Here is a 13,684-nt window from a genome sequence, read left to right as displayed (position 1 = left end):
GCTTACCCGCGACGCCTTTCCGGCGGGCAGCAACAACGCGTGGCGATTGCCCGCGCGCTGGCGATGGAGCCGGAAGTGATCCTGTTCGACGAGCCGATACGCCGTGACCGCCATGCTCGATCTGGCGTTGCACGCGCAGCACGGGCCGGTGTCCCTGGCCGATATCTCCGAGCGCCAAGGCATCTCCCTGTCCTACCTCGAACAGCTTTTCGCCAAATTGCGCCGCAGCAATCTGGTGTCCAGTGTTCGTGGTCCGGGCGGCGGTTACCAATTGTCCCGCGACATGCAGGGCATCCAGGTCGCCCAGGTGATCGACGCGGTAAACGAATCGGTCGATGCAACCAAATGCCAGGGCCAGGGTGATTGCCATCAAGGCGATACCTGTCTGACCCACCACTTGTGGTGCGATCTGAGCCTGCAGATTCACGAATTTCTGAGCGGTATCAGCTTGGCTGACCTTGTGACTCGCCGTGAGGTGCAAGAAGTAGCCCAGCGTCAGGACCAGCGCCGTTGCAACAGCAAGGTGCCACGCCTGGACAAGATTGAAGCGTCCGCCGTCGAATGACAGCCAGAGAGCTAGCGGCACGCCAGCCAGCCTGATTTAGGAGATAGTCCATGAAATTGCCGATTTACCTTGATTACTCAGCGACCACCCCGGTTGATCCGCGTGTCGCGCAAAAGATGAGTGAATGCCTGCTGGTCGACGGGAACTTCGGTAACCCGGCTTCCCGTTCCCACGTATTCGGCTGGAAAGCTGAAGAGTCCGTCGAAAACGCTCGTCGTCAGGTCGCCGACCTGGTCAACGCCGACCCGCGTGAAATCGTCTGGACCTCCGGCGCCACCGAGTCCGACAACCTGGCAATCAAGGGTGCGGCGCATTTCTATGCGACCAAGGGCAAACACCTGATCACCACCAAGATTGAGCACAAGGCCGTCCTCGACACCATGCGCCAACTGGAGCGTGAAGGCTTCGAAGTGACCTACCTCGAGCCTCAGACTGATGGCCTGGTAACGCCGGCGATGATCGAAGCTGCACTGCGTGACGACACCATCCTGGTCTCGGTCATGCACGTGAACAACGAAATCGGCACCATCAACGACATCGAAGCCATCGGCGAACTGACCCGCTCCAAGGGGATTCTGTTCCACGTTGACGCCGCGCAGTCCACCGGCAAGGTCGATATTGACCTGTCGAAGCTGAAAGTCGACCTGATGTCGTTCTCCGCTCACAAAACCTATGGCCCTAAAGGCATCGGCGCGCTGTACGTCAGCCGCAAGCCGCGTGTGCGCATCGAAGCGACCATGCACGGCGGCGGTCACGAACGTGGCATGCGTTCCGGCACCCTGGCGACTCACCAAATCGTCGGCATGGGCGAAGCTTTCCGCGTAGCCAAGGAAGACATGGCTGCCGAGAACGTCCGTATCAAAGCCTTGAGCGACCGCTTCTTCAAACAGGTCGAAGGCCTGGAAGAGCTGTACATCAACGGCAGCATGACCGCTCGCGTACCGCACAACCTGAACCTGAGCTTCAACTACGTTGAAGGCGAATCGCTGATCATGGCGCTCAAGGATCTGGCCGTGTCGTCCGGTTCGGCTTGCACCTCGGCATCGCTTGAGCCTTCGTACGTATTGCGCGCCCTGGGCCGCAACGACGAACTGGCACACAGCTCGATCCGCTTCACCTTCGGCCGTTTCACCACCGAAGAAGAAATTGACTACGCCGCGCAGAAAGTCTGCGAGGCCGTTACCAAGCTGCGCACTTTGTCGCCGCTATGGGACATGTACAAAGACGGTGTCGACATTTCGAAAATCGAGTGGGCGGCACACTGATTTCAAGTCGCCGCAAACCAGCCCTGTAAACCTTTGGGTCGCGGGGCTCAAGAGCGACTCTCTGATGAGTGAGGATTAAGAATCATGGCTTACAGCGAAAAGGTCATCGACCACTACGAGAACCCGCGCAACGTCGGCAAGATGGACGCGGAAGACCCTGATGTCGGCACCGGCATGGTCGGCGCCCCTGCGTGCGGCGACGTGATGCGCCTGCAGATCAAGGTCAACGAGCAAGGCATCATCGAAGACGCCAAGTTCAAGACCTATGGTTGCGGTTCGGCGATCGCTTCCAGCTCCCTGGCGACCGAGTGGATGAAAGGCAAGACTCTGGATGAAGCAGAGACCATCAAGAACACTCAGCTGGCCGAAGAACTGGCCCTGCCGCCGGTAAAAATTCACTGCTCCGTACTCGCTGAAGACGCTATCAAGGCGGCCGTTCGCGACTACAAGCAGAAGAAAGGCTTGATCTAAGCATTGGGCGACGAGTAAGGAGTCAACGATGGCTATCAGCATGACAGAAGCGGCTGCTCGGCACGTGCGACGCTCCCTTGACGGGCGCGGCAAAGGTGAGGGGATTCGTCTGGGTGTTCGCACCACGGGCTGTTCCGGCCTTGCCTACGTGCTGGAGTTTGTCGACGAGGTGGTTGCAGAGGATCAGGTGTTCGAAAGTCACGGCGAGAAAGTGATTATCGACCCGAAAAGCCTATCCTACCTGGACGGTACCGAACTCGATTTCGTCAAGGAAGGGTTGAACGAAGGCTTCAAGTTCAACAATCCCAACGTACGCGGTGAATGTGGCTGCGGCGAAAGCTTCAATATCTGAGGCTTGTCGTGGGTACTCCTTGTCATTTCGCTTTATTTGAGCTGCAACCGAGTTTCAATCTGGATCTCGACCAGCTGGCTACGCGCTACCGTGAGTTGGCGCGCAGTGTTCATCCGGACCGCTTTGCTGACGCTTCCGAGCGCGAGCAGCGGCTGGCGCTCGAGCAATCCGCGAGCCTCAACGAGGCCTACCAGACGCTCAAGAATCCCCCGAAGCGCGCGCGATACCTGCTCGCCATGGGCGGACGCGAGTTGCCACTGGAGGTCACGGTGCATGATCCGGAGTTCCTTCTGCAGCAGATGGCGTTGCGTGAAGAGCTCGAAGACCTGCAAGACAGCGCCGATCTGGCCGGTGTTGCAGTGTTCAAGCGTCGCCTGAAAACCGCTCAGGATGAGCTGAACCAAAGCTTCGCAGCCTGTTGGAATGATGCAGCGCAACGTGAACAGGCCGAACGCCTGATGCGGCGCATGCAATTCCTCGACAAGCTCACCTACGAAGTGCGCCAGTTAGAAGAGCGCCTCGACGATTAACCCAGTGCCGCTCCGGTCGCACGCCTGATATACAGATAAGTCCTGATAACGATGGCCCTACTGCAGATCGCCGAACCCGGCCAAAGTCCTCAACCGCACCAGCGTCGTCTGGCTGTGGGGATCGACTTGGGCACTACCAATTCGCTGGTCGCTGCGTTGCGCAGTGGTCTTTCCGAACCTCTGGCCGATGCTGACGGGCAGGTCATCCTGCCGTCCGCCGTGCGCTACCACGCCGACCGCGTCGAGGTTGGCGAATCCGCCAAGCTAGCCGCCGCGACCGACCCATTGAACACCGTGCTGTCGGTCAAGCGCTTGATGGGTCGTGGTCTGTCCGACGTCAAGCAATTGGGCGACCAACTGCCGTACCGCTTTGTCGGCGGCGAATCGCACATGCCGTTCATCGACACCATTCAGGGCCCTAAAAGCCCGGTCGAAGTCTCCGCCGATATCCTCAAAGTGCTGCGTCAGCGGGCTGAAGCGGCGTTGGGCGGCGAGCTGGTGGGGGCGGTGATCACCGTTCCGGCGTATTTCGACGATGCCCAGCGTCAAGCCACCAAGGATGCGGCCAAACTGGCCGGTTTGAACGTACTGCGTTTGCTCAATGAGCCGACCGCTGCCGCCGTGGCTTACGGGCTGGATCAGCACGCTGAAGGCCTTGTCGCTATTTACGACCTGGGCGGCGGCACGTTCGATATTTCGATTCTGCGCCTGACCGGCGGTGTGTTTGAGGTTCTGGCCACTGGCGGCGACAGCGCGCTGGGCGGCGATGACTTCGATCACGCGATTGCCGGCTGGATCATCGAGAGCGCCGGGTTGTCCGCCGACCTCGATCCCGGCGCGCAGCGTCATCTGTTGCAAGCGGCCTGCGCTGCCAAAGAAGCGCTGACCACGGCGTCGTCCGTCGAAGTCGCTTATGGCAACTGGAAAGCCGAACTGACCCGCGAAGCCTTTGATGCGCTGATCGAGCCGATGGTTGCCCGCAGCCTGAAGGCCTGTCGCCGTGCGGTGCGTGATTCCGGTATCGAGCTGGAAGAAGTGCATGCCGTGGTCATGGTCGGCGGCTCGACTCGCGTGCCTCGTGTTCGCGAAGCGGTTGCCGAAGCCTTCGGTCGCGAACCGCTGACTGAAATCGATCCGGATCAAGTGGTGGCCATCGGTGCCGCGATCCAGGCCGATACGCTGGCCGGCAACAAACGCGATGGCGGCGAATTGCTGCTGCTCGATGTGATTCCGCTGTCCCTGGGGCTGGAAACCATGGGCGGCCTGATGGAAAAGGTGATTCCGCGCAACACCACCATTCCCGTGGCCCGCGCCCAGGACTTCACCACCTACAAGGATGGCCAGTCGGCCATGGCGATCCACGTATTGCAGGGCGAGCGCGAGCTGATCAGTGACTGCCGCTCCCTGGCGCGTTTCGAATTGCGCGGTATTCCCGCAATGGTGGCCGGCGCGGCGAAGATTCGCGTGACCTTCCAGGTCGACGCGGACGGCCTGCTCAGTGTGTCGGCCCGCGAATTGGGTTCGGGCGTTGAAGCCAGCATTCAGGTCAAGCCGTCCTACGGCCTGACCGATGGCGAAATCGCCAAGATGCTCAAGGATTCGTTCCAGCACGCCAACGACGACAAGGTCGCCCGGGTGCTGCGTGAACAGCAAGTCGATGCGCAGCGCCTGATCGAAGCGGTGCAGGGTGCCCTCGAGGTTGATGGTGAGCGCCTGCTCGACGCTGACGAGCGCATGGTCATCGACCTGCAGGTGCAGGAATTGACCGAATTGATGAAAGGCACCGATGGTTACGCCATCGAGCAACAGACCAAGCGTCTGTCGCAAGTGACCGATGCCTTTGCTGCCCGCCGCCTGGACTCGACGGTGAAAGCCGCGCTGGCGGGGCGCAACCTGAATGAAATCGAGGAATAACTGATGCCGCAGATCATTTTTCTGCCTCACGCCGAGCATTGCCCGGACGGGATGGTAGTAGAGGCCGAAACCGGCAAATCCATTCTCGAAGTGGCGCACGACAACCATATCGAGATGGAAAGTGCCTGTGGCGGCGTTTGCGCCTGCACCACTTGCCACTGCATCATCCGCGAGGGTTTCAACTCGCTCGAAGAAGCCGATGAGCTGGAAGAAGACTTTCTTGATCGGGCCTGGGGTCTGGAGCCACACTCCCGTCTGGGTTGCCAGGCGGTCGTCGGCACCGAAGACCTGACCGTCGAGATTCCGAAATACTCGCTCAACCACGCAGCCGAAGCGCCGCACTGATTGGTAAGACTGTCATGAGTTACGGTTGGAATGATGTACAGCGTATTGCAGAGGAATTGGCCGAAGCCAAGCCTGATGTGAATCCGCTTTCTGTGAACTTCGTCGACCTGCAGCGATGGATCATGGAGCTCCCTGATTTCGACAGTGCCTCTGGCCGTTGTGGCGAGAAGGTGTTGGAAGCGGTCCAGGCGCTCTGGATTGACGAGTTAGACTGATCATCTGTGCAGGTTAGGCAATACCCAAGAACCCGCGTATAATTCGCGGGTTTAATTTTTCACAAATTACCGTTTCTGGAGTTACACCATGGCTGTTCAACGTACTTTCTCCATCATCAAGCCTGACGCTGTTGCAAAAAACGTCATCGGCGAGATCACCACTCGTTTCGAAAAAGCAGGCCTGCGCGTAGTAGCTTCGAAACTGAAGCAACTGTCCAAAGCTGAAGCTGAAGGCTTCTACGCTGAACACAGCGCTCGTGGTTTCTTCGGCGATCTGGTTGCTTTCATGATTTCCGGTCCGGTTGTCGTTCAGGTTCTGGAAGGCGAAAACGCTATCGCTCTGAACCGTGAGCTGATGGGCGCTACCAACCCTAAAGAAGCTGCTGCCGGCACCATCCGTGCTGACTTCGCTGATTCCATCGACGCCAACGCTGTTCACGGTTCGGACTCCGAAGCCGCTGCTGCTCGCGAAATCTCGTACTTCTTCGCAGCTACTGAAGTAACCACTCGCTAAGCATTGGCTTAAGAGTGAAGGTGAATCCATGACTACATCGACTGTAAAAACCAACCTGCTGGGTCTGACTCAACAGGAAATGGAAAAATTCTTCGACTCGATCGGGGAGAAGCGTTTCCGTGCCGGTCAGGTAATGAAATGGATTCACCACCTTGGCGTCGATGATTTCGACGCCATGACGAACGTCAGCAAAGCCTTGCGTGACAAGCTCAAGGTTATTGCCGAAGTTCGTGGTCCCGAAGTGGTCAGCGAGGACATCTCCACCGACGGCACCCGTAAATGGGTGGTGCGTGTGGCGTCCGGCAGCTGCGTCGAGACCGTTTACATTCCCCAGGGCAAACGCGGCACGTTGTGCGTTTCGTCCCAGGCTGGCTGTGCCCTGGACTGCAGTTTCTGCTCCACCGGCAAGCAAGGTTTCAACAGCAACCTCACCGCCGCCGAAGTCATTGGCCAGGTGTGGATTGCCAATAAATCGTTCGGCAGCATCCCGGCGACCGCCGACCGTGCCATTACCAACGTGGTAATGATGGGCATGGGCGAGCCGCTGCTGAACTTCGACAACGTCGTGGCCGCCATGCATCTGATGATGGATGACCTGGGCTACGGGATCTCCAAGCGCCGCGTGACCCTGTCCACTTCGGGCGTGGTGCCGATGATCGATGAGCTGTCCAAGCACATCGATGTCTCCCTGGCGTTGTCCCTGCACGCACCAAACGACGCATTGCGTAACCAATTGGTGCCGATCAACAAGAAATATCCGCTTAAGATGCTGCTCGAGTCGTGCCAGCGCTACATGTCGTCCCTGGGCGAAAAGCGCGTGCTGACCATCGAGTACACCTTGCTCAAGGACATCAACGACAAGGTTGAACATGCCGTTGAGATGATCGAGCTGCTCAAGAACATCCCGTGCAAGATCAACCTGATTCCGTTCAACCCGTTCCCGCATTCCGGTTACGAGCGCCCGAGCAACAACGCGATTCGCCGGTTTCAGGATCAGCTTCACCATGCAGGTTTCAATGTCACCGTACGCACCACTCGCGGTGAAGACATCGATGCCGCGTGTGGCCAATTGGTAGGGCAGGTGCTGGATCGCACCCGTCGCAGCGAACGTTATATCGCCGTGCGCGAGTTGAGCGCCGAGAACGATTTAGCACAGAACGCCGCGAAATAACTTAAGAGAGGATCTCTATGTCCCTGCGCTTCGCGCTGCTGTTGCTGTTGGCCAGCTTGTGTGCTGGTTGTGTCCTGTCGGGCGATTTCAACCCGATGAAGACCAGCAAGGGGCGCGATGAGGCGCGTGTGGCCTATGTGCAGCTGGGGCTTGGGTATTTGCAGCAAGGCATGACCGAGCGCGCCAAGGTCCCGCTGAAAAAGGCGCTCGAACTGGACGACTCGGACCCTGACGCCAACGCTGCGCTGGGATTGGTGTTCCAGGCTGAAATGGAGCCTGAGCTGGCGGACCAGCATTTTCGCAAGGCGCTGTCCTCCCGACCCAACGATGCGCGAATCCTGAATAATTACGGCAGTTTTCTTTTCGAAGAAAAACGTTACAAGGAGGCGTACGAGCGCTTTGAACAGGCCGCCGCCGATACGCTGTATCCTGAGCGTTCGCGGGTGTTCGAGAACCTCGGTATGACCGCATCAAAGCTGGGCGAGCGTGATCTGGCGCAGCAGCAACTGGAAAAAGCCCTGCGTTTGAATCGCCAACAGCCGCGCGCATTACTCGAAATGGCTGAGTTGTCCTTCGAAGACAGGCATTATGTGCCCGCGCGCGACTATTACGACCGTTTTAGCCTGCTGGCCGAGCAAAATGCACGTAGTCTATTGCTCGGCGTTCGGCTGGCAAAAGTGTTTGAAGATCGCGACAAGGCCGCAAGTGCGGGCCTGCAACTAAAACGACTCTATCCCGGTACGCCGGAATATCAGCAATACCTGTCGGAGCAATGATGAAAGCGGCGCATCCCGAAGTTGTAGCAGCGAATCGCGTTAACCCCGGTGAGACATTGCGCCAGGCCCGCGAAAGCAATGGCTGGTCGCTGGCCGAAGTGGCCCTCAAGCTCAACCTCACCGTTAATTCCTTGAGCAATCTTGAAGCCGGCGCTTTCGACAAGCTGCCGGGGCATACCTTCGCCCGCGGTTATATTCGCGCGTACGCCAAGTTGCTGGGCATGGACCAGACCGTCCTGGTTCAGCAGTTCGACCAATCCACCGGCACCGACTCTCAGGGCAGCAGCGTCCACAGCCTGGGCCGCATCGAAGAGCCGGTTCGGGTTTCCCACACCATTCTGCGAATTGTCAGCCTGCTATTGCTGATCGCCGTCATTGCCGGTGGTTTCGTCTGGTGGCAGGATCAAACGGCCCAGCGCGGCAAGGAGCCGATCAGCACCGCTCCCGAGCACGTTGAAATCGAAGGCGCTGATGGCACCACGCAATCGCATCCGCTGGACGAGCCGGAAGATCAGGCCGTCGCGGAAGGTCAGGCTGAAGGCACCACCTCTCTGGCATTGCCACAAGCCGAAACGTCGGCTGAAGCGCCTGCTGAAGTGACCGCGCCGACCGCCGCACCGACTGCACCATCGCCAACAACACCTGCTGCGCCGACGCACAGCACCGCGCCGGTTGTCGCGACGCCTGCGACGCCGGCGCCGGCTGTTCCTGCAGTTCCGGCCCCGGTCATAACCGCTCCGGTGGCACCGACCGCTTCGGCACCTGCACCTGCGCCCGCAGCCGCGCCGGTTGCTGGCGAAGGCCAGGTTCAACTGCAATTCACCGCCGATTGCTGGACTCAGGTGACCGATGGCGCCGGCAAGGTGCTGTTGAGTGGCCTCAAGCGTAAAGGCGAAAGTGTTTCCGTCAACGGCAAGCCGCCGTTTGCCGTGCGTCTGGGCTTCGCCCGTGGCGCGCAGGTCAGCTACAACGGTCAGGCGGTTGATGTAGCTCCGTTCACCAGTGGCGAGACTGCTCGCCTGAAGTTGGGTCAATAAGTCATGCACGGCGAATCTCCAATCAAGCGTCGCGAATCCCGGAAAATCTGGGTCGGTAACGTGCCTGTTGGCGGCGATGCGCCCATCGCTGTGCAGAGCATGACCAACAGCGACACCAATGACGTGGCCGCTACCGTGGCCCAGATCAACCGTCTGGAAGCTGCTGGCGTCGACATCGTACGTATTTCCGTACCGGACATGGACGCCGCCGAAGCCTTCGGCAAGATCAAGAAACTGGTCAAGGTGCCATTGGTTGCCGACATCCACTTCGACTACAAGATCGCTTTGCGCGTAGCCGAACTGGGTGTTGATTGCCTGCGGATCAACCCGGGCAACATCGGTCGTGAAGACCGTGTGCGCGCAGTGGTCGATGCCGCCCGTGATCGCGGGATTCCGATTCGAATCGGCGTGAACGCCGGTTCCCTGGAAAAAGACCTGCAAAAGAAATACGGCGAGCCGACGCCGGCGGCGCTGGTCGAGTCGGCCCTGCGTCACGTCGAGCACCTGGAACGCCTGAACTTCAAGGACTTCAAGGTCAGCGTGAAGGCCTCCGACGTGTTCATGGCCGTTGCCGCCTACCGCTTGCTGGCCAAGGAAATCGTCCAGCCGCTGCATTTGGGCATTACTGAAGCCGGTGGTTTGCGCTCAGGCACAGTGAAATCCGCCGTGGGCCTCGGTATGCTGCTCGCCGAAGGGATTGGCGATACTATTCGCATCTCGTTGGCGGCTGACCCGGTCGAGGAAGTGAAAGTCGGCTACGACATTCTCAAGTCCCTGCATCTGCGTTCCCGTGGCATCAACTTCATCGCCTGCCCGAGCTGCTCGCGGCAGAACTTCGATGTGGTCAAAACCATGAACGAGCTGGAAGGGCGCCTCGAAGATTTGCTGGTGCCATTGGATGTTGCGGTCATCGGTTGCGTGGTCAACGGGCCGGGCGAAGCCAAGGAAGCCCATATCGGCTTGACGGGCGGCACGCCAAACCTGATCTACATCGACGGCAAGCCGGCGCAGAAACTGACGAATGACAATCTGGTGGATGAGCTTGAACGCTTGATTCGCCAGAAAGCGGCCGAAAAGGTCGAGGCTGACGCTGCGGTTATCGCGCGCGGCTGAGCCCGACTCAAGAGCCGAACGAATTTAAGGATTTATAGTGAGCAAGTCTCTGCAAGCCATTCGTGGCATGAACGACATCCTGCCGGAACAGACGCCCCTGTGGCGTTATTTCGAGGGCACCGTTGCGCGCCTGCTGGATAACTACGGTTACAAGCAGATCCGCATGCCGATCGTCGAGTTCACCGAGCTGTTCAAACGCTCGATCGGTGAAGTGACCGACATCGTCGAAAAAGAGATGTACACCTTCGAAGACCGCAACGGCGACTCCCTGACCCTGCGTCCTGAAGGCACGGCGGCTTGCGTGCGTGCGGTGCTCGAGCACGGCATCACCGGCGGTGGCCAGGTGCAGAAACTCTGGTACATCGGCCCGATGTTCCGCCACGAGCGTCCGCAGAAAGGCCGTTATCGCCAGTTTCACCAGATCGGCCTGGAGGTATTCAACCTCGACGGTCCGGACATCGACGCCGAGCTGATCATCATGACCTGGCGCCTGTGGGGCGAGCTGGGCATTCGTGATGCGGTCAAGCTCGAGCTCAACAGCCTGGGCACCAGCGAATCTCGCGGCCGTTATCGCGAAGCGCTGGTCGAGTTCCTGTCCGCGCACCTGGACAAGCTCGACGAAGACAGCCAGCGCCGGCTGAAAACCAACCCTTTGCGGGTTCTGGACACCAAGAACGCTGACACGCAAGCCGTACTGGTCGACGCGCCGAAAATGGCCGACTACCTCGACGACGAATCCCGTGTGCACTTCGAAGGCCTCAAGGCCCGTCTGGACGCCGTTGGCATTCCGTACGTGATCAATCCGAAACTGGTGCGCGGGCTGGATTACTACAGCAAGACCGTTTTCGAATGGGTCACCGACAAGTTGGGCGCCCAAGGCACCGTGTGTGCCGGCGGTCGTTACGACGGTCTGGTGGAGCAGATGGGCGGCAAGCCGACCCCTGGCGTTGGTTTCGCCATGGGCATCGAGCGCCTGGTGCTGATGCTTGAAACCCTGGAGCAGATCCCGCAAGAGATCTCCCGTCAGGTCGACGTCTACCTGTGTGCCTTCGGCGAGGCGGCCGAATTGGCTGCGCTGTCGCTGAGCGAGCGGGTGCGTGATCAATTGCCCAACCTGCGCCTGCAGATCAATGCCGGCGCCGGCAGCTTCAAAAGCCAGTTCAAGAAAGCCGACAAGAGCGGTGCGCTGTATGCGCTGATCCTCGGTGACGACGAGATGGCCCAGCAAGTGGTAGGTTTCAAACCCCTGCGTGGCCAGGGCGAACAACAAAGCATTGCCTGGGATGCGCTCGCTGCACACCTGGCCACCTGCGTCGTGCAGGGTTGAAGCTGTCAAACAGCCGATTTAGCGATTAAGGAGTATTGGGGTGTCGAGTACCGAAGACGAACAACTGGCGGATTTGAAGGACTGGTGGACACGTAACGGCAAGCCCCTGGTCACTGGCGGCCTGTTGGCGCTGGTCATCGTGTTCGGCTGGCAAGCCTTTCACAAGTATCAGAGCAATCAGTCGCAAGGCGCCTCGATGCTCTATCAGCAATTGCTGGAATCTACGCTGACGCCTGACGGCAAGCCCGATGCCGCCCGTGTGGCGGACCTGGCCGGCAAGCTCAACAGCGAGTTCGGCGGCAGTGCCTACGCGCAATACGGCAGCCTGTTCGTGGCGAAAGTCGCGGTCGACAGCGGCAAGCTGGACGACGCCGCCGCCGAGCTGAAAGCCATTACCGACAAACCGGCGAACCCGGCGTTGGGCGAAATCGCCCGTCAGCGCCTGGCGCAGGTATTGGCCGCGCAGAACAAGGCCGATGAAGCCCTGAAACTGCTCGAAGGCGATGCCGACAAGTCGTTCCTGGCCACTCGCGAAGAGCTCAAGGGTGACCTGCTGGTGCAGCTGGGTCGTACCGACGAAGCGAACAAGGCGTATCAAAAAGCCAAGGCGGCACTGTCGGATGAAGCGGCAGTCGGTGGCCTACAAATCAAGCTGGACGACCTGGCCAAAGGGGATGCGTGACGTGATCCGTTGGAAACATGCAGCATTGCTGGCTCTGGCCATTTTGGCCGCGGGTTGCAGCAGCAACAGCAAAAAAGAATTGCCTCCAGCCGAGCTGGTCGACTTCAAAGAAGAAGTCGTTCTGCAAAAGCAATGGAGTCGTTCGATCGGTGACGGTCAGGGCGAAACCTACAACATGCTGGTTCCGGCGATCGAAGGTGACACCATCTACGCCGCCGACGTTACCGGTGTGGTGATGTCGCTGGATCGCAGCAATGGCGACGTCAAATGGAAGAAGGACATGGAACTGCCTGTTTCCGGCGCCGTTGGCGTGGGTTACGGTCTGGTCATGTTCGGTACGCTCAAGGGTGAGATCGTTGCCCTGGACGCGACCAACGGTGAAGAGAAATGGCGCGCTCGCGTGTCCAGCGAAGTACTCGCACCGCCGGCCAACAACGGTGACGTGGTGGTCGTTCAGACTCAGGACGACCGTCTGATCGGTCTGGATGCCGCCACCGGCAACCAGCGCTGGTTGTATGACAGCACGCCTGCGGTCCTGACCTTGCGCGGCACCAGCGCTCCGATTGTCACCAACCGCCTCGCGCTGGCTGGCCTGTCGACCGGTAAAGTGGTTGCTCTCGATATTTCCAACGGCGTGCCGGTGTGGGAACAACGGGTAGCGATCCCGCAAGGTCGTTCGGAACTGGAGCGTGTGGTCGATATCGACGGTGGCTTGCTGCTGTCCGGCGGCACGCTGTACGTAGCCAGCTATCAGGGCCGCGTCGCGGCACTGGACCTGGAAAGCGGTCGTCAGCTCTGGCAGCGCGATGCTTCCAGTTATGCAGGCGTTGCCCAAGGTTTCGGCAACGTTTATGTAAGCCTGTCGTCGGGCACGGTTGAAGGCGTCGACGAACGTTCCACCACGGCTTTGTGGAGCAACGATTCGCTGGCCCGTCGTCAACTCTCGGCGCCGGAAGTGTTCTCCAGCTACGTTGCAGTCGGCGACATGGAAGGCTACCTGCACCTGCTGAGTCAGGTTGACGGTCGTTTCGTCGGCCGCGAGCGCATCGACAGCGACGGCTTGCGTGCCCGTCCGCTGGTGGTGGGTGACACGATTTATGTGTTTGGTAACAGCGGCAAACTGGAAGCCCTGTCCATTAAGTAACGACTATGCTTGGGGTTTAACCCCCAAGCGGCCTTGCTCCGCAAGGCTTGCGGCGCCTTCAAGCGCTGCCCCGAGCACCAGCCGCTGCCTCGCAGCGGCTTTTGTATTTTCTGAAATAACGAAGTGGAGAGCCGCATGGTTCCCGTAATCGCCCTGGTGGGCCGACCGAACGTCGGCAACAGGATCGAACTTGAGTCGCCGCTCTTCTGCAACGAGTAGGCGCTGGCGTCAGCCGCTGCGGACAGAGGCAGCGGACGCGGCAC

The 13,684-nt window shown here is 59.5% G+C and carries 16 protein-coding genes and 1 pseudogene; all 17 read left to right on the top strand.

Annotation, left to right across the window (positions count from 1 at the left end):
- Positions 1 to 96 (top strand): annotated as a pseudogene (locus ACQKP4_RS26465) (ATP-binding cassette domain-containing protein); the annotation flags it as partial.
- Between the two features lie 16 nt (positions 97 to 112).
- Complete coding sequence (locus tag ACQKP4_RS26460; protein WP_427636903.1) at positions 113 to 565, top strand: Rrf2 family transcriptional regulator; 453 nt, start codon at positions 113 to 115, stop codon at positions 563 to 565.
- A gap of 50 nt (positions 566 to 615) precedes the next feature.
- On the top strand, positions 616 to 1,830 hold the full coding sequence (locus ACQKP4_RS26455) for an IscS subfamily cysteine desulfurase (RefSeq protein ID WP_027922749.1): 1,215 nt from the start codon (positions 616 to 618) through the stop codon (positions 1,828 to 1,830).
- Positions 1,831 to 1,914: 84 nt separating this feature from the next.
- Positions 1,915 to 2,301 carry a Fe-S cluster assembly scaffold IscU gene (iscU, locus tag ACQKP4_RS26450; RefSeq protein ID WP_003443374.1) on the top strand — a complete coding sequence of 129 codons (387 nt, stop codon included), beginning with the start codon at positions 1,915 to 1,917 and terminating at the stop codon, positions 2,299 to 2,301.
- A 28-nt stretch (positions 2,302 to 2,329) separates the two neighbouring features.
- Positions 2,330 to 2,653, top strand: coding sequence for an iron-sulfur cluster assembly protein IscA (gene iscA / locus ACQKP4_RS26445; protein ID WP_028620147.1), 324 nt, complete (start codon positions 2,330 to 2,332; stop codon positions 2,651 to 2,653).
- Between the two features lie 8 nt (positions 2,654 to 2,661).
- Positions 2,662 to 3,183, top strand: coding sequence for a co-chaperone HscB (gene hscB, locus ACQKP4_RS26440; protein WP_427636901.1), 522 nt, complete (start codon positions 2,662 to 2,664; stop codon positions 3,181 to 3,183).
- 51 nt (positions 3,184 to 3,234) lie between these two features.
- Positions 3,235 to 5,097 carry a Fe-S protein assembly chaperone HscA gene (hscA, locus tag ACQKP4_RS26435; protein WP_427636898.1) on the top strand — a complete coding sequence of 621 codons (1,863 nt, stop codon included), beginning with the start codon at positions 3,235 to 3,237 and terminating at the stop codon, positions 5,095 to 5,097.
- A 3-nt stretch (positions 5,098 to 5,100) separates the two neighbouring features.
- A complete protein-coding gene (fdx, locus tag ACQKP4_RS26430) occupies positions 5,101 to 5,442 on the top strand; it encodes an ISC system 2Fe-2S type ferredoxin (protein WP_427636897.1) in 342 nt (113 codons plus the stop codon).
- 14 nt (positions 5,443 to 5,456) lie between these two features.
- Positions 5,457 to 5,657: a Fe-S cluster assembly protein IscX gene (gene iscX / locus ACQKP4_RS26425; RefSeq protein WP_427636896.1), complete on the top strand. Its 201-nt coding sequence runs from the start codon at positions 5,457 to 5,459 to the stop codon at positions 5,655 to 5,657.
- Positions 5,658 to 5,745: 88 nt separating this feature from the next.
- A complete protein-coding gene (gene ndk / locus ACQKP4_RS26420) occupies positions 5,746 to 6,171 on the top strand; it encodes a nucleoside-diphosphate kinase (RefSeq protein WP_007916882.1) in 426 nt (141 codons plus the stop codon).
- A gap of 28 nt (positions 6,172 to 6,199) precedes the next feature.
- Positions 6,200 to 7,342: a 23S rRNA (adenine(2503)-C(2))-methyltransferase RlmN gene (gene rlmN, locus ACQKP4_RS26415; protein WP_427636895.1), complete on the top strand. Its 1,143-nt coding sequence runs from the start codon at positions 6,200 to 6,202 to the stop codon at positions 7,340 to 7,342.
- 17 nt (positions 7,343 to 7,359) lie between these two features.
- Positions 7,360 to 8,118 carry a type IV pilus biogenesis/stability protein PilW gene (gene pilW / locus ACQKP4_RS26410; RefSeq protein WP_427636894.1) on the top strand — a complete coding sequence of 253 codons (759 nt, stop codon included), beginning with the start codon at positions 7,360 to 7,362 and terminating at the stop codon, positions 8,116 to 8,118.
- Complete coding sequence (locus tag ACQKP4_RS26405; RefSeq protein ID WP_427636893.1) at positions 8,118 to 9,155, top strand: RodZ domain-containing protein; 1,038 nt, start codon at positions 8,118 to 8,120, stop codon at positions 9,153 to 9,155. Before pilW ends, ACQKP4_RS26405 begins: the two co-directional genes overlap by 1 nt.
- Positions 9,156 to 9,158: 3 nt before the next feature.
- Positions 9,159 to 10,268 (top strand): flavodoxin-dependent (E)-4-hydroxy-3-methylbut-2-enyl-diphosphate synthase, encoded by a 1,110-nt coding sequence (ispG, locus tag ACQKP4_RS26400; protein ID WP_427636891.1) that lies wholly within the window; start codon positions 9,159 to 9,161, stop codon positions 10,266 to 10,268.
- 37 nt (positions 10,269 to 10,305) lie between these two features.
- The gene (hisS, locus tag ACQKP4_RS26395; RefSeq protein WP_427636889.1) at positions 10,306 to 11,595 is read left to right on the top strand and encodes a histidine--tRNA ligase; all 1,290 of its coding nucleotides are present in this window, start codon (positions 10,306 to 10,308) and stop codon (positions 11,593 to 11,595) included.
- 40 nt (positions 11,596 to 11,635) lie between these two features.
- Positions 11,636 to 12,277 carry a tetratricopeptide repeat protein gene (locus ACQKP4_RS26390; protein WP_427636887.1) on the top strand — a complete coding sequence of 214 codons (642 nt, stop codon included), beginning with the start codon at positions 11,636 to 11,638 and terminating at the stop codon, positions 12,275 to 12,277.
- Positions 12,270 to 13,421 (top strand): outer membrane protein assembly factor BamB, encoded by a 1,152-nt coding sequence (gene bamB, locus ACQKP4_RS26385; protein ID WP_427636886.1) that lies wholly within the window; start codon positions 12,270 to 12,272, stop codon positions 13,419 to 13,421. Before ACQKP4_RS26390 ends, bamB begins: the two co-directional genes overlap by 8 nt.
- Positions 13,422 to 13,684: the final 263 nt, after the last annotated feature.

It is taken from the genome of Pseudomonas sp. NPDC086278 (genome assembly GCF_050280905.1).
Taxonomy (GTDB): Bacteria; Pseudomonadota; Gammaproteobacteria; order Pseudomonadales; family Pseudomonadaceae; genus Aquipseudomonas.
Note: the sequence above shows the minus strand (reverse complement) of the source record. Positions and strands in the feature narration are given on the sequence as shown.